This is a genomic window from Streptomyces sp. NPDC050658 (assembly GCF_044457025.1).
Taxonomy (GTDB): domain Bacteria; phylum Actinomycetota; class Actinomycetes; order Streptomycetales; family Streptomycetaceae; genus Streptomyces.
The window spans coordinates 512,130-537,096 of record NZ_JBITGM010000002.1; the positions used below are offsets into that span (position 1 = coordinate 512,130).

The following is a 24,967-nucleotide window of genomic DNA, read 5'->3' on the forward strand; positions in this document are numbered from 1 at the left end:
TTTAAAGAAGAGGTCGGTCAGGAGGTCGGGGCAGGACGTCGGTTCAGGAGGTCCAGTCGAGGATGACCTTGCCGCCGCGGCCGCTCGCCGCGTCGTCGAAGGCCGCCTCGAAGTCGCGGTGTCCGTAGCGTCCCGTGATCACGGGGGCCAGGTCGAGGCCGCCTTCGAGCAGCACCGACATGGAGTACCAGGTCTCGAACATCTCCCGGCCGTAGATGCCCTTGATCGTGATCATCGAGGTGACGATCCGGGACCAGTCGACGGCGAACTCGTCGGACGGCAGACCGAGCATGGCGATCTTCCCGCCGTGCGTCATGTTGGCGAGCATGTCGCGCATCGCGACGGGGTTGCCGGACATCTCCAGGCCGACGTCGAAGCCCTCGCGCAGGCCGAGTTCGCGCTGGCCGTCGGCGATGGTGGCCTCGGAGACGTTCAGGGCCAGGCTCGCGCCGACCTTGCGGGCCAGGTCGAGGCGCTCCTCGCTGACGTCGGTGATGACGACGTTGCGGGCGCCCGCGTGCCGGGCCACGGCCGCGGCCATCAGGCCGATCGGGCCCGCGCCGGTGATCAGCACGTCCTCGCCGACCAGCGGGAAGGACAGCGCGGTGTGCACCGCGTTGCCGAACGGGTCGAAGATCGCCGCGACGTCGAGGTCGACGGGGACGCGGTGCACCCACACATTGCTCGCGGGCAGCGCGACGTACTCCGCGAACGCCCCGTCCCTGCCGACGCCGAGTCCGACCGTCGCCCGGCACAGGTGACGCCGGCCCGCCTGGCAGTTGCGGCACTTTCCGCAGACCAGGTGGCCCTCGCCGCTGACCAGGTCGCCGGCCTTGATGTCGACGACGTCACGGCCGGTCTCGACGACCTCGCCGACGAACTCGTGCCCGACGACCAGCGGCGCCGTGACGGCGCCCTGCGCCCAGCCGTCCCAGTCACGGATGTGCAGATCCGTCCCGCAGATCCCGGTGCGCAGCACCTTGATCAGGACGTCGCCGTGACCGATGACCGGCTCCGGTACGTCCATCAGCCGGAGTCCCGGCTCCGCCTTCTCCTTGACCAGCGCCTTCAACGCCACGGCTCCTGTCGTACGTCGCTACTTCCCCCGACGACACAGGAATCTTCCGTACGGCGGCGCCCTGGTCCATCGAGGATTTCTTAAGCGCCGCCGCAGCTTTCCTTCAGGCCCGAGGTCCCAGGCCCGAGGTCGCAGGCCCGTTCACTCAGGCCCGTGCACTCAGTCCCGTTCTCGCAGGCCCGTCCCCTCACCGCTCCTGGCCGCGCTCGAAGTAGGCGATCAGCTCGGGGTCGAGCGGCGGCACCTCGCGCGGTGTGCCGCCGTCCCGCAGCGACTGCGTGGCGCGCACACCCGCCGCGACGGCCATCCGGGCGGCCACCGGCGAGGTGTCGGTGCGGCCTCCTTCGCGTACGAAGCGGACGAACTCGTCGATGAGCAGCGGGTCGGAGCCGCCGTGGCCGCCCTCGTCCTGGGCGTCCGGCACCGGGTACTCGGCGTCGGCCTCACCGCGGTAGCCGGACCGGCGGGAGTTCCAGACCTTCACCACGCCGCCGGGTCCGTCGCCGAAGTTCTCCAGGCGGCCCGCGTCGCCGATGACGGTGTAGTTGCGCCAGTAGTCGGGGGTGAAGTGGCACTGCTGGTAGGAGGCCAACACCCCGTTGTCCAGGCGCATGTTGACCAGGGAGACGTCCTCGACGTCGATGACGGGGTTGAGGTCGCGCTGGGTGTGCGGCGGCCAGTGGCCGTCCTTGGTGTACCAGTCGTCGCTCTTCGGCTCGCCCGGCGCGCGGCGGTGCGGGTTGTCTCCGTAGACCATGAGGTCGCCGAGCGCCTGCACCCGGCGGGCGTAGCCGCTGGCGAGCCAGTGCAGTACGTCGATGTCGTGGGCGGCCTTCTGGAGCAACAGGCCGGTGGTGTGCCTCCGTTCGGCGTGCCAGTCCTTGAAGTACCAGTCGCCTCCGTAGGCGACGAAATGGCGTACCCAGACCGTCTTGACCTCGCCGATCTCGCCGCGCTCGATGATGTCGCGCATCAGCCTGACGACCGGCATGTGGCGCATGTTGTGGCCTACGTAGAGGCGTGTTCCGGTCTCGTGGGCGGTGCGCAGGATCTCGTCGCAGGCCTCGATGCCGATCTCCAGGGGCTTCTCCACGAAGACGGGCTTCTTCTGGCGCAGGGCTTCGCAGGCGAGTTGCGCGTGGGTGTGGTCGGGGGTGAGGACGACGACCGCGTCGACGTCGGGGTCCTCGACGACCTTGCGGTGGTCGGTGGATATCCGGGCGTCCGGGAAGGCCACGGCCGCCTCCGTCCGTGCGGTGTCGTCGTGGTCCGCGAGCGCGGTGACGCGGGAGCCCGCTCCTGGCCGGTGGGCGGTGCGGGCGAGCGAACCGCGCAAGCCGTATCCGAGGACGCCGAGACGGAGGTCGGTCATGGTGTGCCTTTCCGTACAAATACCTGTGCGGGTGCGGGTGTTGCCTATGTACGTGCAGGGTGCACGAGTACGTGCGCGAGCGCCACGCGTCCCGTGCCGGTGAGCTTGATCCTTATGTATCTGGCTTCCGCTTCCGTGTCGAGGAGTGTGGGCCGCAAGGCCCGACCGTCGACGTGGAGGGTCCTGGCGTCGGCGAAGTCGGCCGTCCTGGAGAGCTGGACGTCGAAGTCGGCCGTGGTCATGGAGGTGTTGTTCCAGACCTCGACCTGCCCGACGCGCCGTACGTCACCGAGGTCGACCTGCCACCAGGCGCCCGCCTCGGCGAGCGTGCGGGTGTCGGTGGAGGTGTCGCCGTCGGTCGCGTACGCCGCCTGGGCCGTGCCGTCCGTGGAGGACTGGGAGGCGGTGCCGGTGCGCGCGAGGTCGGGGCGGAGCTGTTCGGCGGGGGCCCCGTTCGCGCCCGCGCGGGCGGCCACTGCGAGTGCTTCGGCGGGCAGCCGGTCGAGCTTCGTGTGGTTGTCCTTCATCGTCGAACCTGTGCCGGTGAGGGCCGGGGCGTCGGTGTCGGTCCAGTTGCCGGTGGCGAGGTTCTGGATGCCGTAATCGGCCCAGTTGGAGACCCACTTGTAGCCGATGCGCGTGATGACGTTGCCCTCGACCCTGATGTGCGAGGACTGCTCGTCGAGGTAGATGCCGTTGCCGTCGCGCTCGGTGTTCCCGTAGGCGGAGCGGTTGATGTAGTTGCCGGAGACGACCGTGCCGGGCTGGGCGCCCTGGGTGTAGATGGCGCCGCCGTCATGCTGGGCGTGCTCGACGCGCATCACGTCGGTGATCCGGTTGTCCGTGATCCGGTTGTCGCGCAGGACGGACTTCTGGGCCTCGGGCTGGTTCCAGCCCCAGCCGACGGAGATTCCGGAGTAGGGCAGGTCCTGGAGGGTGTTGTGGTCGACGGTAAGACCGGCCTCGTAGCCGGCCCAGATGCCCACGGCGTCCGTGTACTCGACGCCGACGCGGCGGATCGTGTTGTACGCGACGGTGTTCCGCTCGCCCGCGAGGCCGGCGGCCGGGCTGGGCTCGGTGTCGCCGATGTACGCGGCGCCGGACGACAGATCGGTAAAGCGGGAGCGGGTGACCGAGGAGTCCTTGGTGCCGGACTCGAAGATGACTCCGGCGCCGCCCAGATGCGTGAACTCCGCGGCCCTGACGGCGACATGGCGACCGCCGCGCACCGTGAGGGCCGCGCTCGGCTTGGTGTAGTGGCGGCCCGCGTGGTCGACGGGGCCGGTGGCGCCCGTGAGGGTGAGGCCCGCCTGTGTACCCGCGTACCCCTCGTCGGTGGAGGGCTGGCCGTAGGCGGCGTACGCGAAGCCGATACCCTCGATGCGCAGGTCGTGCGCGCCGTCGACGACCATGAGCCGCTCGGTCACGGGAGTGAGCACGCGCGCGTGCCGCATGTCCTCGCCCGCGCGCGGCAGATAGGTCACGGTGCGGTCCTCGGCGTCCCAGACGAACTCGCCGGGCTTGTCGAGGAGTTCGCGGGCGTTCTCGAAGAAGGCCACTCCGGAGTAGCGCGACGAGTCGACGGTGGTGGAGTCCCAGGCCGGGCCCGTGCGGTTGGTGCCGCTCGCGGAGTTGGTCCAGCAGGGCTGGGCGAAGGTGAGCTGATCGCCCGTCACGGAGGCGATGCGGCAGTGGTAGTTGCGCCAGCGGACCTTGACGACGGCCTCGGCGCCGGTGGGGCGCCGCCATGTGGTGATTCCGGTGGCCTCGGCGCCCGTCATGCCGGTCTTGGTGGCGTCACAGGTGCCGGCTGCGCAGGCGGCGCCACGCGCGCGTACCGCCCGTTCGCCGTCCACGAAGAGCTGGCGCGGCGTGATCCCTTCGGGGACCTCGGCGGTCCAGGTGCCGTCGTCGGCCCGGGACCAGCCCTTGAGCGTCCGCCCGCCGGACAGGACCGGCTCGGCGCCGCGCGCGGCGGTCCAGGTGACGGTGTGCCCGTCGCGCCCGGAGTCCTGGGCGCCCAGCTTCAGCGGCTCGCTCAACTCGTAGGTGCCGTCGGCGAGTTCGATGCGTACGTCCTGACCGCCGACGTCACGTGCGGCGTCGCGGGCGGCTTGCGGGGTGCAGGGTCGGGTGGCGGTGCAGTCCGCACCGGAGCCTTTCGGTGCCGCGTGCAGGACCTTGGGGCCCTGGGCGGCCCGAGCGGCCTGGTCGGCCTGGGCCGCCTGGGCGCTCTGCGGGGCGATGACGGCACCGATGGCGGCGACCGCGAGGGCCGCGGCGGCGATGCGTGGGCGCCTCACTTCGCGGCCTCCCAGTCCGGGTGGCCCGGCATCGGCGGGTTGTCGAGGTCGAACAGCCAGTGGTCCAGGAACGTGCCGACCGATTCGTCCCCGGTGACCTTGACGGCGTTGTCGATGAAGTCCTGCGTGGAGGCGTTGCCGTGCCGGTGCTTGGTCAGCCAGGACTTCATGACGGCCTCGAACCGCTCCTGGCCCACCTGCTGGTTGAGGGCGTAGAGGGTGACGGCGGCGCCGTCGTAGATGTTGAAGCCGCCGAGCCCGGTGGGCTTTCCGGGCGGGCCGTCGGTCTTGCGGACCGCGTCGAGTTTGGCGTACGCGGTCTTCATCTTCTCCTCGATGGGCTGGAAGCCCTTCTGGTCCGCCCAGACGGCCGCGTAGTAGACGGCGGGCCCCTCGTTCATCCAGGCGTCCTGCCAGGTGGAAGGGGTGACGGAGTCGCCGAACCACTGGTGGGTCAGCTCGTGGATCATGGTGGTGGAGTAGGTGGGGCGGTCGAACCACGAAGGGCCGAAGAGCGACAGGGTCTGGTTTTCCAACGCGTCGCTGTAGCCGTCCCGGACGATCTGCACGCCGTAGGTGTCGAAGGGGTAGCGCACCCCGAGGGTCTTCTCCAGCCAGTCGAGCTGCCCGCCGGTCTCCTCGGCGATGGGCCGGTACTTGGCCTGCTGGTCCTCGGGGATGAGGTGGCGCAGCTTCACTCCGTGCGGGCCACGCCCGTACACATAGGTCTGCTTGTTGACGGAGATGCCGAGCAGTTCGGGCGCCATGGGGGACTTGAGGGAGAAGTCCCAGATCTTCTTGGCGCCGGCGTCGCGGGTCCCGGTGAGGTTGCCGTTGGCGCCGGGCGTCCAGCCGTCCGGCGCGGTGAGGTGGAAGGACCAGGTGGCCTTGTCGGAGGGGTGGTCGTTGACCGGGGCGAAGGTGTCGGCGCGGGAGGCCTGGGCGGCGGAGGCGAATCCGCCGTCGGACATGTAGCGCCAGCCGGGTGCGCCGACCGGCTTGGTCCTGCCGTTGCCGTGATAGGTCAGCTCGACGTCGAAGGCTGCTTCGTCGCGCAGCGCCCGCGCCGGGGTGACGGTGAGCTCCTGCCCGGACTGGCCGGGGCCGATGGACCAGGTGGCCTTCTCTCCATCGACCTTGATCGCATCGATGGCCAGCGAGTCGACGTCGAGATTGAAGGTCGACAGGTCCTGGGTGGCTCTCGCCTTGATCTTCATGGTGCCGGTGAAGTCGTACGTCACCGGCGTGAAGTCGAAGGAGAGGTCGTAATGGCGTACGTCGTAGCCGCCGTTGCCCAGCGTCGGGAACAGCGGGTCGCCGAGTCCGTCCGAGCCCGGGGTCGGGTCGAAGGGCGCGGCATGAGCGGGGAGGGCGAGCGCGAGGGAGGCGGCCACGGCCGCGGTCGCCGTCGCGGCACGCATGGTCCGGGCACTGCGAGCACGGATGGTCCGGGTACTGCGAACACGTACGGTTCGGGTCCTGTTCTCAGCCATGGGGCCGCAACGTAGTAATCGCTTACCGTCAGCGTCAACACCCTCGACCGGCCGTGCACTTGGACAAAACTTCGCCAACCCTCTGGCACGCCGACGCCTGCCAGTACACGCTTACTGTCTGAGCACCGCTTACGGCTTCGGGAGGGGGCGGCCAGTGCCGCGACGGGCGACGGTCATCGATGTGGCGCGGCGCGCGGAGGTCTCGTCGGCCACCGTTTCGCGCGTCCTGAACGGCAACTACCCGGTCGCGCGGGCCACTCGGGAGCGTGTCGAGGCGGCCGTCCGGGAACTCGGCTATGTCGTGAACGCCCATGCGCGGGCGCTCGCCGGGACCTCCAGCCGGACCGTCGGCATCATCGTGCAGGACGTCGTGGACCCGTTCTTCGCCCATATCGCGCGCGGCGTCGAGCGTGCGGCGTCGGAGGCCGGACGGCTCTGCATGGTCTGCTGCACCCACGGCGACCCCCGGCGCGAGCTGGCCTTCGTCGACCTGCTGCACGAGCAGCGGGCGGACGCGGTGGTCCTGGTCGGCGGCGCGCACTCGGATCGCGCGTACGCCCGTGAAGTCGCCCGCAGGGCACGGGACCTGCACGCGGGCGGGGCGCGGCTGGTGCTGTGCGGCAGGCCGTCGGTGGGCCGCGACGTGCCGACCCGCTCCGTGGAGTACGACAACGAGGGCGGCGCCTTCGCCCTCACCGACCATCTCCTCACGCAGGGCCACGAGCGCATCCTCTACCTGGGCGGCCCGCCCGAACTCTCCACCACCCACGACCGCCTCGCGGGCCACCGCAGGGCCCTGGAACTGCGCGGCGTGACGCCCGCGCCCGAGCTGGTGCACACCGGCGCGTTCAGCCCGGCCTTCGGCCACCGCAGGCTGGCCGAACTGCTCGCGTCCGGGCTCATGTTCAGCGCGGTCTTCGCCGCGAACGACATGGTGGCGATCGGTGCGCTGCAGGCTCTGGAGGAGGCGGGCCTGCGGGTCCCCGACGACGTGTCCCTGGTGGGGTACGACGATGTCCCCGCGGCCCAGATGCTGCGACCGCGCCTGACCACCGTGCACGTCCCGCTGGAGGAGATGGGCCGGCAGGCGGTGCGGCTCGCGGTGCCCGACGCGGAGAGCGAGGCGTGGCAGGCGCCGCCGGAGGGCGGTCTGAGGCTGGGGACGCACATCGTGGTGCGGGATTCGGTGGCCCGTCGGGCTCGCCCGGCGGACCAAACGATGTAACCGGTTAAGGCGCTCGGGATCCCGGCCGGGCCGGGCCCGGACAGAAAGAACATAGAAAGATGCCGAGCCCTCTTGCCTCCGCATAGCAACCGCTTACATGCTGTCGCGGAATCGCTCACGCGCCTCGCTCCCCCACTCCGCTGCCCCGACGCCTCACGGGAGTTCCCCATGCGCACGCCCCGCTCCGGCTCCACCGGTCCCAGCCGCCGCACGCTCCTCACCGCGAGTGCCGCGAGTGCCGCGACCGCCCTCGTCGTGGCGCCGACATCCGGCGGCACGGCGTGGGCCGCCGACGCGGAGAACGCAGAAGACCCAGAGAACCTAGGGAACGCAGGGACCGCAGAGAACCCAGAGAACGCAGACCCGTACGACACTCTCCTCACCCGCGCGGCGGCGCAGCTCACCGGCGGTTCCTTCGACGCCGCCGACCCGGACTTCGCGGCGGCACTGAAGACCCTGGACACCCAGGCGGCAGGCTGGTGGCGGCAGTTGGACCGCTCCGCCGGCCGGACCGCCCTGTGGGCCGACCTCTCCCCCGCCAAGGATCCGGGCAACTTCGGCCAGAGCTACACCCGCCTCCGTACGCTCACCACCGCCTGGGCCACGCCGGGCACCTCGCTCGGCGACAGCGCCGAGGTCGTGGAGGCCGTCCTCGACGCCCTGCGCTTCCTGCACGCCGAGGCCTACCGCCCCGACCGCCCCGAGTCCGGCAACTGGTGGTTCTGGGAGATCGGCGCACCGCGCGCCCTGATGGACACCTGCGTCCTGCTGCGCGCGCAGCTACCGGCCGCCGACCTCTCCGCGTACGTCGCCACGGTCGCCAAGTTCTGCCCCGACCCGGACCGCCGCACCAACTCCCCGACGCTCTCGGAGACCGGCGCCAACCGCGCCGACAAGGCCGTCATCGTGGCCCTGCGCGGCCTCCTCGCACGGGACGCGGCCACGCTGAAGCTGGCCCGCGACGGTCTTTCCGACGTCCGCGACAAGGGCAGGAACAGCCTGTTCACGTACGTCACGTCGGGCGACGGGTTCTACGAGGACGGGTCGTTCGTGCAGCACGGCTCCGTCGCGTACACGGGAACGTACGGCAGCGTCCTGCTCGGCAGCGCGGGCCAGCTGATCGCGCTCCTGGCGGACTCCGAGTGGGCGGTCACCGACCCGAAGACGTCCGTCCTCTACGACGCGGTGGACCGGACCTTCTCGCCGGTGCTCTTCGACGGTCTGATGATGGACGCGCTGCGCGGCCGCGCCATCTCCCGCGAGAAGGCGCCGGACCACCAGGACGGCGCGGCGACCGTCTCCCACATCCTGCAACTGGCATCCGGCGCCCCCGACGCCTACGCCGAGCGCTGGCGCGCCCTCGCCAAGGGCTGGATCACCCGCAACAGGGCCACCCCCTATCTCGGCCTCGTCGGCATACCGGCGCTCGCCCGCGCCAAGGCCGTCCTCGACGACACCGGGACACCGGCCACCGACCGTCTCACCGGCCACTTCTCGTTCGCTGACATGGACCGTGTGGTGCACCGGCGCTCCTCCTGGGCGCTCACCCTCTCCCTCTCCTCGAAGCGCATCGCCGCGTACGAGGCGGGCAACGGCGAGAACCTGCACGGCTGGTACACCGGTGACGGCATGGCCTATCTGTACGCCGCCGACGACCTGAGCCAGTTCGGCGACGGCTTCTGGCCGACCGTCGACCCGTACCGCCTGCCCGGCACCACCGTGGACACCCGGCCGCGCTCGGACATCGGCTCGGGCGGCGGCACCGGGACGTACCGCCCGAAGAACGCCGTCGCCGGCGGCGCCGTCCTCGACGGCCGGTACGGCGCCGCGGCGATGGAACTCCTCGCCGACGGCAGCACCCTGCGCGCCAAGAAGGCCTGGTTCTTCCTGGACAACGCGGTGGTCGCGCTCGGCTCGGGCATCACGGCGAGCGAGGGCCGCACGATCGAGACGGTGGTCGAGAACCGCGGTCTGCACGCCGAGGGCACGCCCCGCCTCACGGTCGACGGACGGCGCCAGCCCTCCCGCACCGGCTGGTCGGCGCCCCTGCCCGACGCCCACTGGGCCCATCTGGAAGGCACCGGCGGCTATGTCTTCCCCGACACCCCCGGAGCCGGTGCGCAGGGCCCCCGCGTGCACGCCCTGCGGGAGGAGCGGACCGGCACCTGGCGGGCCATCAACACCGGCGCGGACACCGGCGGCAGCACCACCCCCGTCACCCGCCGCTATCTGACCCTGTGGCTCGACCACGGCACCTCCCCCGCCGATTCCTCGTACGCCTATGTCCTCCTCCCCGGCGCGAGCGCCGCCGCCACCGCCGCCTGGTCGCGCTCCCGCCCGGTCCGCATCGTCGCCAACGACGCCACCGCGCAGGCCGTCGAGGCCCGCCGCGAAGGCCTCGTCGCCGCGCACTTCTGGCAGGCCGGCACGGCGGCGGGCATCACCGCGTCCGGCCCCGGCACCGTACTCGTGCGCCGCCGCGACGACGGCATATCGGTGGCCGTCGCCGATCCGGGCCGCACCGGGACGAACCTCACCGTCGAACTCCCCTTCCCCGTAAGCGAAGTGCTGCGCGCCGACGGCACCGTCACCGTCACACCGGGCCGCCGCCCGCTCCTCACCGTCCGCGTCGACGGCTCACGCGGCCACAGCCACACGGCGGAACTGGCCTGACCCCCAAGACTCACCCCATCCAAAGAGCCCAGAGAGCCCACAGAGCCCACAGAGCCCACAGAAGGAGTGCCCCATGAGATCCACTCCGCTCCATCGCCGCACCGTGCTCACCGGCATCGCCGCCGCGACCGGTGCCCTGCTCCTCCCCTCCGCTCCCCCCGCACTGGCCGCCGCGCGCCCCAGGCCGAAGCCCCGCGCGGCCGTCACCGTCAATCTCACCGCCCGTGTCTCCGCCGAGTCCCAGCGGCTGCGGCTCGGCGCGGCCCAGCGCGCCAGCGACTTCTTCACCACGGCGGCGTACGCACCCGCCGGCACCGCCGTCACCGTCACCGTCTCCGCCCCGGACGGCGTCCTGCCCACCCTGCATGTCGGCATCCCCGACTACTACGCCACCCCCAACGCACCCCGCTCCTACGCCCTCAAGTCGGGCACGAACACCGTCACGGACCCGTACGGCGGCCCGCTGCATCTGACGATGACCGGCAGCGGCCAGCGCGCCACGGTCACCATCGGCGCCGGCTCCGTGCCGATGCCCACCTTCACCCACGGCTCTACCACGGAAGCCGCGTTCCAGGCCCAACTCGACTCGGCGACGGCCGCCGGATACGTCCAGCTCCGGTCCGCGCACGCCATCGTCACGCTGTCTCGCGCCACCGCCCTCCAGTACCGCGCCGAGAACCACGCATCGCTCCTCGACACCTATGAACAGCTCCTCACCTCCCATGCGGCCTTCAGCGGACTGAGCGGCGGCACCGGCACCCACGCCCGCAATCCGCTGCCGTACCACTTCGTGAACGTCACGAAGGTGGCCTCGGGCGTCGGCGCCTACGCGACGCACGGCTACACGGGCTACCCGAGCGGCGCGATGACGTACATCGCGGGCGTGAACGGACTGCGCACGGGCGGCTGGGGCATGTACCACGAACTCGGCCACCAGCATCAGCAGTTCGGCTACAAGCCCGGCGCGCTCACGGAGGTCACCTGCAACCTCTACTCGCTCGCCGCACAGCGCACCCTCGGCCAGACCTCACGGCTGCTGACCAAGGACGCCAACGGAAAGGACGTGTACGACCGCGCCTTCACCGCCCGCGACTCGGGCACGGACTACGCCACCCTCGACGTCTGGCAGAAGCTCGTCCCGCTCTGGCAGCTGCGGCTCGCCTTCGGCAGCTCCGTCTGGCCCGAGCTGCACAAACTGATCCGCACCGACAACCCCACGTCGGCGACGGACGCGGACCGCTACGACAACCTCGCCGTGTACGCGAGCCGGGCCACGGGACGCGACCTCTCCGAGTTCTTCGTCACCAAGTGGCGCTTCCCGGTCACCGCGAACGGCAAGGCACGCATCGCCGCGCTCGGCCTGAGCAAGCCGACCGTCGACGCCAGCACCTACCGCGAATAGCCGCAGGCCATCGCAGGCAACCGCACAAAGGAGTCACGCACCCGCCATGCCCGCACCCCTCAGGCCCGCCCCGCACTTCACCCTGCCGCCCACCGACCGCGTCCTGTCCCCCCTCACGGGCTGGACCCGGTCGCACTGGGAGGCGCTCGCCGACCGGCAGCTGTCGGCGCTGGTCCCCTACGCGACGCCCAACTTCGCGCAGTACCGCCTGCCCGGGCGCGGGAGTTGGTCAGGGGTCGTGTCGGACGGGCTCGAAGGCTACGCACGGTCATTTCTGCTCGCTTCCTTCCGGATCGCCGGAGCGGGCGGCGAGGTGGATCCCCGCCTACTGGAAAGGTATACGCAGGGTCTGACAACGGGCACGGACCGTGACCGCGCGGGCGGCGAGGCCTGGCCTGAACTCACCGACTGCTCGCAGCAGATGGTGGAGGCCGCGTCGATCGCGATCGGTCTGCACGAGACCCGCCCCTGGATCTGGGACAAGCTCGACACCCGGGTCCAGGAGCGGGTGGTCGACTGGTTCTCCGGATTCGTCGGCGGCAGGACCTGGGACAACAACTGGCGGCTCTTCCAGGTGGTGTCCGAGCAGTTCCTCGCCTCGGTCGGCGCCCCGCACAGCCGGTCGGACATCGACGGCGGCCTCGACCGCATCGAGGACTGGTACCGGGGCGACGGCTGGTACAGCGACGGCGACGGGCGCAACTTCGACTACTACATCGGCTGGGCGATGCACCTGTACCCGCTGCTGTGGGCACGGATGGCTGGCCCGGAGGACGGCGGCCGGGGCAAGGTCTACCGCGAACGCCTCGCCCAGTTCCTGGCCACCTACCCGCACTTCTTCGGCGCGGACGGCGCCCCCGTCCACCAGGGCCGCTCCCTCACCTACCGCTTCGCGGCGACCGCCCCCGTCTGGATGGGCGCCCTCGCGGACTGCACCCCGCTCGCCCCCGGCCTGACCCGGCGCCTCGCGTCCGGCACCGCACGGCACTTCGTGGAGCGCGGCGTACCGGACGAGCGCGGCCTGCTCCCACTCGGCTGGTACGGGACGTTCCTGCCGTCCACCCAGGCCTATTCGGGCCCCGCGTCGCCGTACTGGGCGAGCAAGGGGTTCCTCGGCCTGCTGCTCCCGGCCGACCACCCGGTGTGGACGGAACGCGAACAGCCCCTCCCCGTAGAGGAGTCCGACCAGTACACGGTGCTCCCCCAGCCCGGCTGGCTGCTGCACGGCACCCGGCACGACGGCATCGTCCGCCTGGTGAACCACGGCAGCGACCACAACCCCCTCGAAGGCCCGGCGGCCGACGACCCGCACTACGCCAAGTTCGCCTACTCCACGGCGACCGCCCCTCAGACGGCCACGCGCGCGTGGGAGCGCACAGTGGACGGCCACCTCGCGCTCCTGGCACCGGACGGCACCCCGTCCCGCCGCCGCAGGATCCACCCCGTGAGCTGCGCGGGCCGCATGGCCTCATCCCGCCACGACGCCCAATTGCCGGGCATCGAGGCCGAGTTCCCGATCGAGACGACCAGCGTGCTGCACGGCCCCTGGGAGATCCGCGTGCACCGCGTGCAGGCCCCGGCGGGCGTGACGGTCCGCGAGGGCGGCCACGCGGTGGCCGACGAGACGCAGCCGGCGGCCGAGCAGGGCCCCGGCTGGGCCCTCACGCGTACGACATCGGGCCTGACCAGTGCCGTCGTCGCGCTGCACGGCTGGGACGCGGAGACGGGCATCGCGCGCGAGGTGGCGGCGAACGCCTACGGCCCGCACTCGGCGACTCCCTACCTGACCTCCGCCGCCCATCCGGGAGGCGCGAGCGTCCACGTCACGCTCATCGCGCTGTCGCGGGACACGGTCCTGCCCACGGCGTTGCGGGAGTCCGTCTCCTGCACGGTGGACGGCGAGCGCGTCCGGATCCGCTTCCCGGACGGGGAGGAACTGGAGGCGTGAGTCAGATCCGGCCGTCCTCCCGCCGGTGGATCTGCTCGACCAGCTCCGCCGCCATCGACTTGATCGTCTCCAGGCCCGCCCTGCCCCAGGGGCGCGGCTCGACGTCCACGACGCAGACCGTGCCGAGCGCTATGCCCGTACGGTCGATGAGCGGGGCGCCCAGATAGGAGCGGATCCCGATCTCGTCGACCACGGGGTTGCCCGCGAACCGCGGATAGTCGCAGACGTCCTCCAGGACGAGGGCCTTGCGGCGGACGATCACATGCGGGCAGTAGCCGTGGTCGCGGGCCATATAGCGGCACGCCGTGCTCTCCGCGGCCGCCGTGGAGGTGAGTTCGTCGCCCGACGCCAGGCCGTCCGGGGTGTGCAGGCCCGCGAAGAACTGCCGGTTCTCGTCGATGAAGTTGACCATGGAGTACGGCGCTCCGGTCACCTCGGCGAGCCGGTCGGCGAAGGCGTCGAAGGCCCGGTCGGGCCGGAGCCCGATCCCGAGCCCGCGCAGCCGCCGCACGCGGGTCGGCGCCTCCTTGTCCTCGGGAGTGAGCAGCAGGTTCGCGGTCGGGTCGTACATCAGGTGTGGGCTCCATAGCTCGGGGTGGCCGGGGCATGGGCGAGGAGGTGCTTGACGAGGGTGAGGAGCGTGGCGACCCCGGAGCTGGAGATGCGCGCGTCGCAGCGGACGACGGGCACTTGAGGGTCGAGGTCGATGGCGGAGCGGACCTCGTCGGGTTCGTAGCGGTAGGCGCCGTCGAACTCGTTGATGGCGACGATGAACCCCATGCCGCGCTGCTCGAAGAAGTCGACGGCCGCGAAGCAGTCCTCCAGGCGCCGGGTATCGGCCAGCACCACCGCTCCGAGCGCGCCTTCGGAGAGCTCGTCCCACATGAACCAGAAGCGTTCCTGGCCGGGCGTCCCGAAGAGATAGAGCACATGCTCCGGGTCGAGCGTGATGCGCCCGAAGTCCATGGCCACGGTCGTGGTCGTCTTGTTCTCGACGCCCGACAGATCGTCGGTGCCCTCACTGACCGTCGTGAGGAGTTCCTCCGTACTCAGCGGCGCGATCTCGCTGACCGCGCCGACGAAGGTCGTCTTGCCGACCCCGAAACCTCCCGCGACCAGGATCTTCAGCGCGGTGGGGAAGGGGTCAGAGCTGTCGTCGTAATCCATCGAGCACTGCCTCCAACAGGGACCGGTCAGTTGGGTTGTGGTAGAAGTCCGGGGCTCTCAGGGTGAGCGCCCCGCAGTCGACGAGATCGGAGAGCAGCACCTTCGTCACGACGGCGGGCAGCTTGAGCTGCGCCGCGATCTCCGCGACCGACGTGGGTGCGGTGCAGAGCCCGAGCGCCTCCGTGTGCTCGGGCCCCAGATGACCGAGCGGCGCGCCGCCGGTGGCCAACACCTGGGTCAGCAGATCGAGTTGCGCGGTCGGCTCGGTCCGGCCGCCGCTGACCGTGTAGGGGCGGATGAGGCGTCCTGCGGCGTCGTCGAGCCATGGCCCGTCGTGCGGGGCCGGCACGCTCAATGCCTCATCGGGGCGGGTTCACCGGCGGGCTGCCGGGGTGCAGTCATCAGGTACGGCCGGACGCTCTTGACCAGCATCGCCATCTCGTAGCCGAGCACCGCCGCGTCCGCGTCGCGGCCCGCGAGCACGGCGAGACAGGTGCCCGATCCGGCCGTGGAGACGAAGAGCAGCGTCGAGTCGAGTTCCACGACGACCTGGCGTACGTCGCCGCCGTCGCCGAAGCGGATGCCCGCGCTGCGGCCCAGCGAGTAGAGGCCGGAGGCGAGGGCCGCCATGTGGTCGGCGCTGTCCGGGTCGAGGCCGTGGACCGACTTCACCAGTCCGTCGGAGGAGAGCAGGACCGCGCTGTGGGTGTGCGGCACCCGCTGCACGAGGCCGCTCATCAGCCAGTCGAGGTCGGATACCTGGCCGGTCGGCGCGTCGCTCGCCATGGTGGATCGACTCCTTGCGGTACGAGGGTCTGCGGGGGCAGACATGGTGCTGGTGGTCGGATGCGGATCAGCCACCGTGGTCGCCCCCGTCCCGGGGGACGCCGAGGTCGGGTCCGGGCGCCGGCTCGCGCATTTCCTGCGCGGCGGCGAGGCCGATGCCGCGCTGGAAGGCGGCCATCAGGCCCGGGTCGTGGCCGATGTGCTGCTCGGGTTCCTGGCGCGGCGATCTGGCGTCGCGCAGTTGGGGCGCGATGTGTTCCTGGGCGCGCCGTTTGGGGAGCCGGGGCCGGTCCATCCGGCCGTGCACGGCGCCGCCGAGCGGGATCGGCGGCGTCCCCGCGTGCTCGGCGGCGGCCTGCCGGTCCTCGGGCCGGATGCCGGGCACGGCTTCGGCAGGCGTCGGCCGGTCCTCGCGCGCGCCACGCACGGGCAGCGGCACGTGGCCGGAGCCGTTCGGGTGCCGGGAGCTGTTCGGGTGCCCGGATCCGTTCAGATGGCCGGATCCGTTCGCGGGTCCGGGTCCGTTCGCGGGCCCGGAGCCGTTCGCGGGCCCGGAGCCGTTCGCGGCCGGGTAGCCGGAGCCGTGGGCGTGCCCGGTGCCGTTGACCGGCGTGTGCCCCGGTGCCGTACCCGGCGTCTCGTCCCGCAGCGGCTGCCGCGGCACGGCCACCGGTTCGGGGCGCGCGGCCTGCGGGGGTGCCTGTGTCGTCTCCGGTACGCCGACGGGGGCGCCGCCCGCCGGTGCGGTGCGCGGGGTGGCGGCGGGCTCGTTCTGCGGCTCGGCGCCCAGCATCCCCTGCGGGATGATGATGACGGCCTGCACGCCTCCGTAGATGTTGGTCTGGAGGCGGACGGCGACACCGTGCCTGCGGGCGAGCGCGGAGACCACGTAGAGCCCGATGCGGCCGTCCTGGAGGAGACTCGCGACGTTGACCTGGTCGGGGTCGGCGAGCAGGTGGTTCATCTTGTTCTGCTCGGTCACGGGCATGCCGAGGCCGCGGTCCTCGACCTCGATGGCGAGCCCGGCGGTCACCAGGTTGGCGCGGAGCAGGACTTGGGTGTGCGGGGCGGAGAACACCGTGGCGTTCTCGACGAGTTCGGCGAGCAGGTGGATGACGTCGGCGACGGCGTGGCCGCGCAGGGTGCCGTCGATCGGGGGCACCAGCTTGACCCGTGAGTACTGCTCGACCTCGGCGATGGCCGAGCGCAGCACCTCCATCATGGTGACGGGCTTGCTCCACTGGCGCCGGGAGATGGCGCCGCCGAGCACGGCGAGGTTCTCGGCGTGCCTGCGGATGCGGGTGGCGAGATGGTCGACGTGGAAGAGGCCCCTGAGCAGCTCCGGGTCCTCGACGTCGTTCTCCAGCTCGTCGAGCAGCGAGATCTCGCGGTGCACGAGCGACTGCAGGCGCCGGGCGAGATTGACGAAGACCTCGACCTTCTGTTCGCTGCCCGCGTGGCTGGAGAGCTGCGAGGCCTGCACCACGGCGCTGACGGCGACGTCGTGGGCGCGGCTCAGCTCGTCGGCGAGCAGCCCGAACTCGTCGCCCTCCGGGGCCGATCGGGTCGGCACCGGCGTCCGCGCGGGCGGCCCTTCGCCGCGCCGCAACTGTTCGACGACGGACCGCAGTTCGGCCTGTCCGCGTGCGGTCGTACGGCGCAGTGAACCGACGCGCTCGCGTACGGAGGCCGCGGCACGTTCGGCGGCGACGGCCGCGATGACGACGCTCGCGAGGCTGATGGCCGCCGCGGCACCGAGGATGACGAGCAGCGCGGGGGCGAGCGGGGCGGCGCTCCCCCGGACGACGAAGAGCACGGCCGCGCCGGCGCACAGCGCCACGGCGACGGGGGGCAGTACGGCGATGCGCAGCAGCTGCGGCCGTATCCGGGCCTCGGGCAGCGGGGCGGCGGGACGGCTGCCGGGTCTGCCGTGCCGGCCGCCCTCACGGCGGTCTGCGCGGGCGGCCGGTGCGCGAAGGTGAGACATCAGCGTCCTCGGTCAGGGTGCGGGCTCCGACGGTCGCGCGACGGGTGGCTTCGCGGCATCGCCGTACCGGCCGGGGAGGGGTGTTGATGATCCCTGCGTCGACCGACGGCAACTCACGGTAGTCGGCAACGCATCATGTGCGAGGGGCAGTTGACAAAGTCCGGCGGTCGGCATCCCGCTCTGGTATGACACCCCGCACGACAGTCCGATTACGGCTTCGGACGTCAGTTCCAGAGGGCGCGCGAGACGCGCCGAACACGCCTTCTCCTCGCCGGAAGACCCGGAGAACGGCTTCGGGGCGGCCGCGTCATCCGCGACCGCCCCGATCCATAGATCCGTCGTTCCCTATGCCCGACGTTCCCTATGCCCGACGTTCCCTATGCCCGACGTTCCCTATGCCCGACGTTCCCTATGCCCGACGTTCCCTATGCCCGTCGTCCTCTACACCGGTCGTTCCCCGCACCCGTCGTTCCCCGCACCCGTCGTGTCAGCCGACCCGCGCCGTCTCCGGCTCGCCCGTGCCCTCGGAGCCGCCGGACCGGCCGGTCAGGCCCGCGCTCTCGGCGGCCGGAGCCACCCGCGGCCACCCGCCGGCCGGCTCGACCGCGACGCCGCGCCACCACGGAACCGACGGGACGGAGTCCGACCCCGGCTCGAACGGCTGGCCCGGCACGGGCAGCGCGATGCGCGCTCCCGCGCGGTCCGCCGCCTCGACCGTGCCTTCGCCCGGTGCCGACCACGCGTGCGGGGCGAGGTTGAACGTCCCCCAGTGGATCGGCAGCATCACGCCCTCGGGGCGGCCGCCCTGGAGGTCGATGTGGGCCCGCATGCCCTCCTCGGGCGTCATGTGGATGTCGGGCCACCACTCCGAATAGGCCCCGATCTGGATCATCGTGGCGTCGAACGGTCCGTGCTCCGCGCCGATGTCGCGGAAGCCCGGGAAATATCCCGTGTCCCCGCTGTGGAAGATGCGGTGCTCGGGGCCCGCTACGGCCCAGGACGCCCAGAGCGTGTGCTGCTGGTTGCGCAGGCCGCGGCCGCAGAAGTGGCGCGCGGGCGTCGCCGTCAGGCTCAGTCCCGCCACCTTCGTGGACTCGTGCCAGTCCAGCTCGCGCAGCCGGTCGGCGGGGACGCCCCAGCGCTCCAGGTGGGCGCCGACGCCGAGCGGGACGGCGAACACGGTGTCCGTGCCGGCCAGCGCCTTGATCGTGGGCATGTCCAGGTGGTCGTAGTGATCGTGCGAGATGACCACGGCGTCCACCGGGCCGAGCGCCGCGAGCGGCACCGGCACCGGATGCAGCCGCTTGGGTCCGACCCAGGGGAACGGCGAGCAGCGCTCACCCCACACCGGGTCGAAGAGCACCCGCCGCCCGTCGATCTCCGCGAGCACGCTGGAGTGCCCCATCCAGGTGAGCCGCAGTCCGCCGGCCGGCTCCTTGGCGAGGTCGGCGAGGGTGGTGGCGTGCACGGGTACGGTCCCCGCCGGGCTGCGCCGCAGCCGCTCCTCCTTGCGGAAGTAGACCTTCGCGAACTCCAGCGCGGTCGAGCCGGACGAGCGGCTCTGTGCCCCCACCGGGTTCTGGAAGGATCCGTCGGCGAAGTGCGGCGATCTGTGGATCCGCGCGAGCCGCTCGCCGGTCGGATCCGCGCCGAAGGCGGCGGTCCGGTACGAGCGGAGTCCGGAGATCGGCGAGCGGGACACAGCACCTCCTGGAAGGGGTAGATCAGGTCTCCATTATGTGCACCGGCTCCGACAACGGCCGTCCGCAGGGGACCGGCGTCGGCCATCCACACGCGCGTGGCCGACGCCTCATGATCGACGCCTCATGATCGACGCCTCATGGCCGACTCATCAGGAAGCCGACGCCTCAGGAAGCCGACTCGATGTGCATCCGTACGGTGTACGGGTCCACGGCGCCCTTCGCCTCCACATGGTCCCCGGAGGACTCGCCCCGCAGCCGCCGCCCGATCCACGGCACCAGGTATTCGCGCGCCCAGTGGATGTCGTCGCGGCGCACCTCGAGCGTGTTCCGAGGCGGCAGCGGCGGCCACGGCTGGTCCGGGTCCGCGGGGACCTCGAGGCCGAGGACCTGCCCGGCGCGCAGCGCCACGCGCGTGTGCCCCTCGGGCGAGAGGTGCAGCCGGTCGCCGTCCCAGGCCCGCCGGTCCTGGACGGTCTTCAGGGACCACAGGTCGAGGACGGGGCAGCCGTACCGGTCGGCGATCGCGCGGACGTGCATGTTGTACGTGGCGATCTTGCCGCGCAGATGCTTGAGCACGGCGACGTCGCGGGTGTCGAAGCCGGTGGTCACCAGCACCGTGCCGACGGCCGACGTGAGGTCGGCGACCGCGCGCTCGAACCGCTCGGCGACCTCGTCCGGGTCGGTGCCGGGCCGGATGATGTCGTTGCCGCCCGCGCAGAACGACAGAAGGTCGGGGGCGAGCTCCTTCGCCTTCGGCACCTGGTCCGCGACGATCTGGTCGAGCAGCTTGCCGCGCACGGCGAGATTGGCGTACCGGAAGGTGTGCTCGGGCACCCGGTCGTCGAGGAGGACCGCGAGCCGGTCGGCCCAGCCGACGAAGGCGCCGTCGGGTCCCGGGTCCCCCACACCCTCGGTGAAGCTGTCGCCGACGGCTGCGTAGGAGGTGAACGTGGAACGGATGAAGGATGTCGACTCTGCTGTCACGTCGTCATATCTTTCACCTCCCTAAGTGACCTACGCCACCGTAGGGAGGGGTTGACGGAGGGTGAGATAGGTCATCGGTCAAGATTGTTCCAACCCGGAATACGTGCCGGTCCACGGCCACCGCTCACACCTTGCGGAAGCGGAACACCGCCGCGTCCAGGTCGCCGCGCAGCCCCGTCCGCAGCCCGTGATGGAGCAGCACGGCACCCCGGTGGACGACGCCCGTCCCCTGGCAGACGTACGCGGCCGCAGGGTCGAGCCCCCGGAGCCGTACGCGGGGCGGCTGCTCTCCGTAGACCTGCGCCCGCAGCCACACGAGGACGACGGTCTCGTCCCCGTGGACGTACTGGACCGCGCTGAGGGCGTCCTCGGGGGGCCGCAGCCGGTAGAGGTCGCCGAGCTGCACCACGGGCCGGATCTCCTTGTAGAGATTCACCCATTCACCCGCTTCGGCCAGCTCTCCGTCGGTCCACTCGGCGAGATCGCCGCCGACGCCGAGCACTCCGGCCATGGCACTGACAAAGCGGAACCGCAGGCTGCTGACCCGGTCGTTGAGCTGGGTGTTCGGGCTGTCGGTGACCCAGGCGGCCATGGCCCTGGCGGGGTGCAGCTGGCTGAAGCCGTGCTGGATCGCGAGGCGGTCGAGAGGATCGGTGTTGTCTGAGGTCCACACCTGGTCGGTACGGGAGAGGATCCCGAGGTCGATCCGGCCGCCGCCGCCCGAGCAGGACTCGAAGGCGACGGAGGGGTGCGCGGCCCGCAGCCGGTCCAGCAGGCCGTACAGGGCGTCCACGTGGGCGTGCCAGATGCGCTGCGGGTAGGGGTCGCCGGGCCAGCCGGGGTCCGTGAAGCTGCGGTTGAAGTCCCACTTCACGTAGTCGATGGGCGCACTGGAGAGCAGCGCGTCCAGGCGCTCCCACAGATACTCCTGGACGTCCTCGCGGGCGAGGTTGAGGACGAGCTGGTTGCGGAACTCGGTGCGGGTGCGGCCGGGGTGGTGCTGCACCCAGTCCGGGTGGGCGCGGTAGAGGTCGCTGTCGGGGTTCACCATCTCCGGTTCGACCCAGACGCCGAAGCCCATGCCGAGCGCGTGCACCTCGTCGGCGAGCGGCTTGAGACCGCCGGGGAAGCGGTCGGGGTTGGGGGTCCAGTCGCCGAGCCCGGCGCGGTCGCTGACCCGCTGCCCGAACCACGCGTCGTCCACGACGAACAGCTCCACGCCCATCGCCGCCGCGCGCCCGGCGAGCACCCGCTGCTGTTCCTCGGAGATGTCGAAGCGGGTGGCCTCCCAGGAGTTGTAGAGCACGGGGCGGGGCACCCCGGCGTCCGGGATCACATGCTCGAGCTGGTACGTGTGCCAGGCACGGCTGGCCCCGCCGAAGCCGCCGTCGCTCCACAGCCCGGCGAAGACAGGAGTGGCGTACTCCTCGCCGGGCCGCAGCATCAGCTGTCCCGAGTCGTCGTGCCCGGCGCCGCCGGTGATCTGTACGGCCCCGTCCGGCAGTTGCCCCACCGCGATCCGCCACGACCCCGACCAGGCGAGCGCGCAGCCGTACACCTCGCCGTGCTCCTCTGTCGCGCCCTCGGCGTCGAGGGCGACCCAGGGCAGATGCGGGTGGCCGGTGTGGCCGCGACGGCTGGCGATGACCTTTTCGCCGTACGTGATCTCCGAGCGGACCAGCCGGGACTCCGCCGCCCAGCGGCCGTGCAGCTGGGAGAGGCGCCAGTGGGGGCGCGTGGGCAGGGTCCAGGTGGCGGAGTCGGCGCGGAGGACTTCCAGGTCCGGGGCGTCGGCGGGGCCCTCGTGGCGCAGGAGGGCCTGTCGCTCGATGACGTCGCCGCGGTTCCGGTAGCGGAGGGTTACGGCCAACTGGTGGCCGGGATCCCGAAATCGAAGCCGCAGTTCGTCGTTTCCGGCATCGGCCCCGGCGAACCGCCACTCGGTGCCGCGCACTCCGGCGCCCCGTACGGAGAGGGCGGGCCGGGTGAAGCGCCGGCCGCCCTCGACGGGGTACTCCTCCCGGCCGTCCAGCGGCGACTCGAAGCCTCGCCCGGCGGGCAGCGGCTCCGCCGCGAGCGCCTCGGCGTCGGCCAGGGTGATGCGCGGGCCCCAGTGGAGGTGCAGCAGCTCGTCGTCGCCGGTGAGCCGCAGGGCATAACTGCTGGTGGGCCCGGAAATGAGCCACGTACGACCGTTCTCGCCGACCTCGATCACAAGTCCCCCACAGAATGAGATCTGATCCGAACTGTTCCGCACCGTTCCCAACAGAGATGCGCGCGTCCGCACATCATCGAGGCGATGTCACCTGTGAGGCAACGCTCATGCACCAGCAGTGATTGCCTCAGGAACCCATGTCGTATGGTCGAAGTCGCACCCCACCGGCGAGCCGCGCCGGGGGCAGGACCGGAGGAGCCCCTGTGACGCAGCAAGTCCCGCCGACGGAGCTGACGGAGCCCGAGCTGACCGGAGTCCGCAACTTCCGCGATGTGGGCGGACTTCCCACGGTCGACGGCCGCCGGATACGGCAGGGCCGACTGTTCCGCAGCGGTCACCTGGCGCACGCCACGGAGGCGGACGCCGCGTTCCTCGCGTCCCTGGGCCTGCACACGATCTTCGACTTCCGCAACGCGGCCGACCAGCGGCTCGAGGGCCCGGACGTCACGCTGCCCGGCGTGCGCAACGTGAACCTGCCGCTGACCGACCCGGCCGACGGCGCCGAGTTCTGGCAGATGGTCCGCGACGGGGACCTGGACCAGCTGCGGGCCGCCCTGTCCGACGGGCAGGCCGCTGGCCGCATGTCCGCCTCGTACCGCACGATCATCAAGGAGCGCACCGCGGAGCACAGCCGCGTGCTGCACTCCATGGCCGCCGACAGCGTGCCGGCCCTGATGCACTGCGCCGCGGGCAAGGACCGCGCGGGCCTCTCCATCGCCGTCACGCTGCTCGCCGTCGGCGTCGAGCGCGAGGCCATCGAGGCGGACTACCTGGAGTCCAACGCCGCACACCGCCGCTACAAGGTGCACCGCAGCAGCAACTCCGCGGACGCGATGTCCCCCGAGGTCATGGAGCTGCTCAGCCCCCTCTTCGATGCCCGCGCCGAGTACCTGGCAGCGGCGTTCGACACCATCGAGCAGACCTGGGGCGACACGGAGACGTACCTCACCGAGGGCCTGAGCCTGACCGCGGAGACCCGCGAGCAGCTGCGGGCGCATCTGCTGGACTGAGCGTCCACCGGTGGTGCGGGCTACTGGTTCTGCGCCCCCAGCGAGAACAGCAGGTAGATGAAGGCCGCGAAGAGGTGGCCCACCGCCACGTAGACGATCAGCCGGACCCACAGCCCGCGCGGGAACTTCTCCTCCAGCGACTTGGACTTGCGGGCCGGCTGCTGCGCTTCAGGTTCCGTCATCGCGGGTCTCCCGGGGTGGGGTTGTGCGGGGTTCCGCCGAGGCACAGGGCCGTGGCGGGACTCTGCAGCAGGGTGTGGACGAAGAGCAGATCGGCGCCGAGGTGGTCCGCGGCGGCGATCCGGTGCGGGGTCAGCGAGTCGAAGTGCGCGCTGTCCCCGGGGTCGAGGGTGTAGACGGTGTCACCGAGCCGCAGCCGAAGGCGCCCCTCGATGACGTACAGCCACTCCTCGCCGGGGTGGACGCGCACGATGTCGCCCTGCGCCCCGTGCGGAACGTGCACCCGCAGCGCCTGCATGCCGCGTGCCGAGGCGCCGGCCTGCCAGTAGGTCCAGCCGCCCGCCCGCGTGGGCTCCATGTCGGCGGCGCGGACGATCGCGTCCCGGTCCGCGGGGGTCTCGCCGAGCACCTCCGAGACCGTCGTACCGTAGGTACGTGCGAGCGCGAGCAGCATGGGCAACGAGGGCTGGCGCTGCCCGGTCTCCAGCCGGGACAGATGCGCGGGCGAGAGCCCGGCGGTACGGGCGGCGGCCTCTAGGGTGAGGGCGGCGCGCCGCCGCAGCTCACGCAGTTGCGGGGCGACGGCGGGCAGCGGCTCGACGGCCTCGGGGTCGAGCGGGGCGACCGGCTCGGGCTCGGCAGGGCTCATATCTTGATTGAGCCAGGCGATTGCCCCTGGGGCAAATTTCTTGCCTCTGAGGCAAAAGCCTGCAACACCATCGGAGACAACAACCGCCTCACGTGCGTTGTCGAACGCAAGGCCCTGCGGCTCGGGACGGTGGAAGTCACCTGGCCGGGCCCCGAGCAGGACTACATGGCCGTTGGCGGGGTGAGCGGGTTGAAGGCTCCTCCGAACGTTCCGGAGGAGGACAAGGCGGCCCCCTGCTCGGCGCCCCGGTGGGACGACTGGATCAGTTCGCAGTCCAACCTCTATGCCCTCAACCCGGGATTCTTCATCAACCTGACAGGTGGGGCGGAAGAGGTGGTTTCCGTCACCGCCGTGCGGATCCAGGTCATCAGCCGACAGCCGTTGAAGGGAACCGCTGACCCTGTGCGCTGCTGGTATGGGGCCGGCAGCGGATCAACGGCCTACGAGATCGAAGCCAACACCCTCGAAGGGAAAGTGCACGTCCAGAAACACAAGGCGGATACGGACTACGAGCGTCTGCCCGACATGCCGCCGGGATCCGTCGACCTGGTGGGTCAGGGCGCGGCGCACGCCAAGGTGTCGAGCAAATCGAAGCCTGACCACCTGTATTCAGGCGTGATCATCGTGGAGTGGAAGAAGAACGGCAAGAACCACAAGACGGTCATTGGGTCGAAGAAGGCCCCATTCCAATGGATCAACCACGAGCGTTTCACCGACGATGACACATTCGGCTGGGACGGCGGCAGGTGGCAGAAGGGCTACAACCCATTTACCTAGTGCCCAAGGTGCACT

20 protein-coding genes are annotated in these 24,967 nt (G+C 71.3%); 6 read left to right on the top strand and 14 right to left on the bottom strand.

Going from position 1 to position 24,967, the window contains the following annotated elements; all coding sequences use genetic code 11:
- Positions 1-43 precede the first annotated feature (43 nt).
- From tdh to ACIBKX_RS09220, 4 genes are all read right to left on the bottom strand, one after another.
- Positions 44-1,072, bottom strand: coding sequence for an L-threonine 3-dehydrogenase (tdh, locus tag ACIBKX_RS09205; protein WP_363271453.1), 1,029 nt, complete (start codon positions 1,070-1,072; stop codon positions 44-46).
- Positions 1,073-1,265: 193 nt separating this feature from the next.
- A complete protein-coding gene (locus ACIBKX_RS09210) occupies positions 1,266-2,450 on the bottom strand; it encodes a Gfo/Idh/MocA family oxidoreductase (protein WP_363271235.1) in 1,185 nt (394 codons plus the stop codon).
- A 44-nt stretch (positions 2,451-2,494) separates the two neighbouring features.
- On the bottom strand, positions 2,495-4,753 hold the full coding sequence (locus tag ACIBKX_RS09215) for a right-handed parallel beta-helix repeat-containing protein (protein ID WP_399375714.1): 2,259 nt from the start codon (positions 4,751-4,753) through the stop codon (positions 2,495-2,497).
- Positions 4,750-6,174 carry a M1 family metallopeptidase gene (locus ACIBKX_RS09220; RefSeq protein ID WP_363271236.1) on the bottom strand — a complete coding sequence of 475 codons (1,425 nt, stop codon included), beginning with the start codon at positions 6,172-6,174 and terminating at the stop codon, positions 4,750-4,752. The genes ACIBKX_RS09215 and ACIBKX_RS09220 overlap by 4 nt, the downstream gene beginning before the upstream one ends.
- Positions 6,175-6,400: 226 nt before the next feature.
- Between ACIBKX_RS09220 and ACIBKX_RS09225 the strand changes: the two genes are divergently transcribed.
- From ACIBKX_RS09225 to ACIBKX_RS09240, 4 genes are all read left to right on the top strand, one after another.
- Entirely contained in the window at positions 6,401-7,471 is a 1,071-nt protein-coding gene (locus ACIBKX_RS09225; RefSeq protein ID WP_363271237.1) for a LacI family DNA-binding transcriptional regulator, read from the top strand.
- Between the two features lie 168 nt (positions 7,472-7,639).
- Positions 7,640-10,144 (top strand): polysaccharide lyase 8 family protein, encoded by a 2,505-nt coding sequence (locus ACIBKX_RS09230; protein ID WP_363271238.1) that lies wholly within the window; start codon positions 7,640-7,642, stop codon positions 10,142-10,144.
- Positions 10,145-10,217: 73 nt separating this feature from the next.
- Positions 10,218-11,546, top strand: coding sequence for a M60 family metallopeptidase (locus ACIBKX_RS09235; RefSeq protein ID WP_363271239.1), 1,329 nt, complete (start codon positions 10,218-10,220; stop codon positions 11,544-11,546).
- A 46-nt stretch (positions 11,547-11,592) separates the two neighbouring features.
- On the top strand, positions 11,593-13,494 hold the full coding sequence (locus ACIBKX_RS09240) for a DUF2264 domain-containing protein (protein ID WP_363271240.1): 1,902 nt from the start codon (positions 11,593-11,595) through the stop codon (positions 13,492-13,494).
- Between the two features lies 1 nt (position 13,495).
- On the opposite strand, the gene ACIBKX_RS09245 is transcribed toward ACIBKX_RS09240, so the two are convergent.
- The 8 genes from ACIBKX_RS09245 to ACIBKX_RS09280 all read right to left on the bottom strand — a co-directional run bounded on the left by ACIBKX_RS09245 (position 13,496) and on the right by ACIBKX_RS09280 (position 22,336).
- Positions 13,496-14,068 (bottom strand): GAF domain-containing protein, encoded by a 573-nt coding sequence (locus ACIBKX_RS09245; RefSeq protein ID WP_363271455.1) that lies wholly within the window; start codon positions 14,066-14,068, stop codon positions 13,496-13,498.
- The gene (locus ACIBKX_RS09250; protein WP_363271241.1) at positions 14,065-14,661 is read right to left on the bottom strand and encodes an ATP/GTP-binding protein; all 597 of its coding nucleotides are present in this window, start codon (positions 14,659-14,661) and stop codon (positions 14,065-14,067) included. Before ACIBKX_RS09250 ends, ACIBKX_RS09245 begins: the two co-directional genes overlap by 4 nt.
- Positions 14,639-15,010 (bottom strand): DUF742 domain-containing protein, encoded by a 372-nt coding sequence (locus ACIBKX_RS09255; RefSeq protein ID WP_363271242.1) that lies wholly within the window; start codon positions 15,008-15,010, stop codon positions 14,639-14,641. Before ACIBKX_RS09255 ends, ACIBKX_RS09250 begins: the two co-directional genes overlap by 23 nt.
- A gap of 2 nt (positions 15,011-15,012) precedes the next feature.
- Entirely contained in the window at positions 15,013-15,447 is a 435-nt protein-coding gene (locus tag ACIBKX_RS09260; RefSeq protein WP_363271243.1) for a roadblock/LC7 domain-containing protein, read from the bottom strand.
- Between the two features lie 67 nt (positions 15,448-15,514).
- Positions 15,515-17,434: an ATP-binding protein gene (locus tag ACIBKX_RS09265; RefSeq protein ID WP_363271244.1), complete on the bottom strand. Its 1,920-nt coding sequence runs from the start codon at positions 17,432-17,434 to the stop codon at positions 15,515-15,517.
- 487 nt (positions 17,435-17,921) lie between these two features.
- Positions 17,922-19,136 carry an MBL fold metallo-hydrolase gene (locus ACIBKX_RS09270; RefSeq protein ID WP_363271245.1) on the bottom strand — a complete coding sequence of 405 codons (1,215 nt, stop codon included), beginning with the start codon at positions 19,134-19,136 and terminating at the stop codon, positions 17,922-17,924.
- A gap of 166 nt (positions 19,137-19,302) precedes the next feature.
- On the bottom strand, positions 19,303-20,121 hold the full coding sequence (locus ACIBKX_RS09275; RefSeq protein ID WP_363271246.1) for an SGNH/GDSL hydrolase family protein: 819 nt from the start codon (positions 20,119-20,121) through the stop codon (positions 19,303-19,305).
- A 124-nt stretch (positions 20,122-20,245) separates the two neighbouring features.
- Entirely contained in the window at positions 20,246-22,336 is a 2,091-nt protein-coding gene (locus ACIBKX_RS09280) for an alpha-galactosidase (RefSeq protein ID WP_363271247.1), read from the bottom strand.
- A 203-nt stretch (positions 22,337-22,539) separates the two neighbouring features.
- Here ACIBKX_RS09280 and ACIBKX_RS09285 point away from each other — a divergent pair, with 203 nt between their 5' ends.
- The gene (locus ACIBKX_RS09285; RefSeq protein WP_363271248.1) at positions 22,540-23,346 is read left to right on the top strand and encodes a tyrosine-protein phosphatase; all 807 of its coding nucleotides are present in this window, start codon (positions 22,540-22,542) and stop codon (positions 23,344-23,346) included.
- Between the two features lie 20 nt (positions 23,347-23,366).
- Here ACIBKX_RS09285 and ACIBKX_RS09290 read toward each other — a convergent pair whose 3' ends face one another.
- Both ACIBKX_RS09290 and ACIBKX_RS09295 read right to left on the bottom strand, forming a co-directional pair.
- Positions 23,367-23,483, bottom strand: a complete 117-nt coding sequence (locus ACIBKX_RS09290; protein WP_135329603.1) for a DUF6126 family protein — start codon at positions 23,481-23,483, stop codon at positions 23,367-23,369.
- A gap of 41 nt (positions 23,484-23,524) precedes the next feature.
- Positions 23,525-24,175: an XRE family transcriptional regulator gene (locus ACIBKX_RS09295; RefSeq protein WP_363271250.1), complete on the bottom strand. Its 651-nt coding sequence runs from the start codon at positions 24,173-24,175 to the stop codon at positions 23,525-23,527.
- Between the two features lie 3 nt (positions 24,176-24,178).
- On the opposite strand from ACIBKX_RS09295, the gene ACIBKX_RS09300 reads away from it, so the two are divergent.
- Complete coding sequence (locus ACIBKX_RS09300) at positions 24,179-24,952, top strand: hypothetical protein (protein WP_363271251.1); 774 nt, start codon at positions 24,179-24,181, stop codon at positions 24,950-24,952.
- The last annotated feature ends 15 nt before the right edge of the window (positions 24,953-24,967 follow it).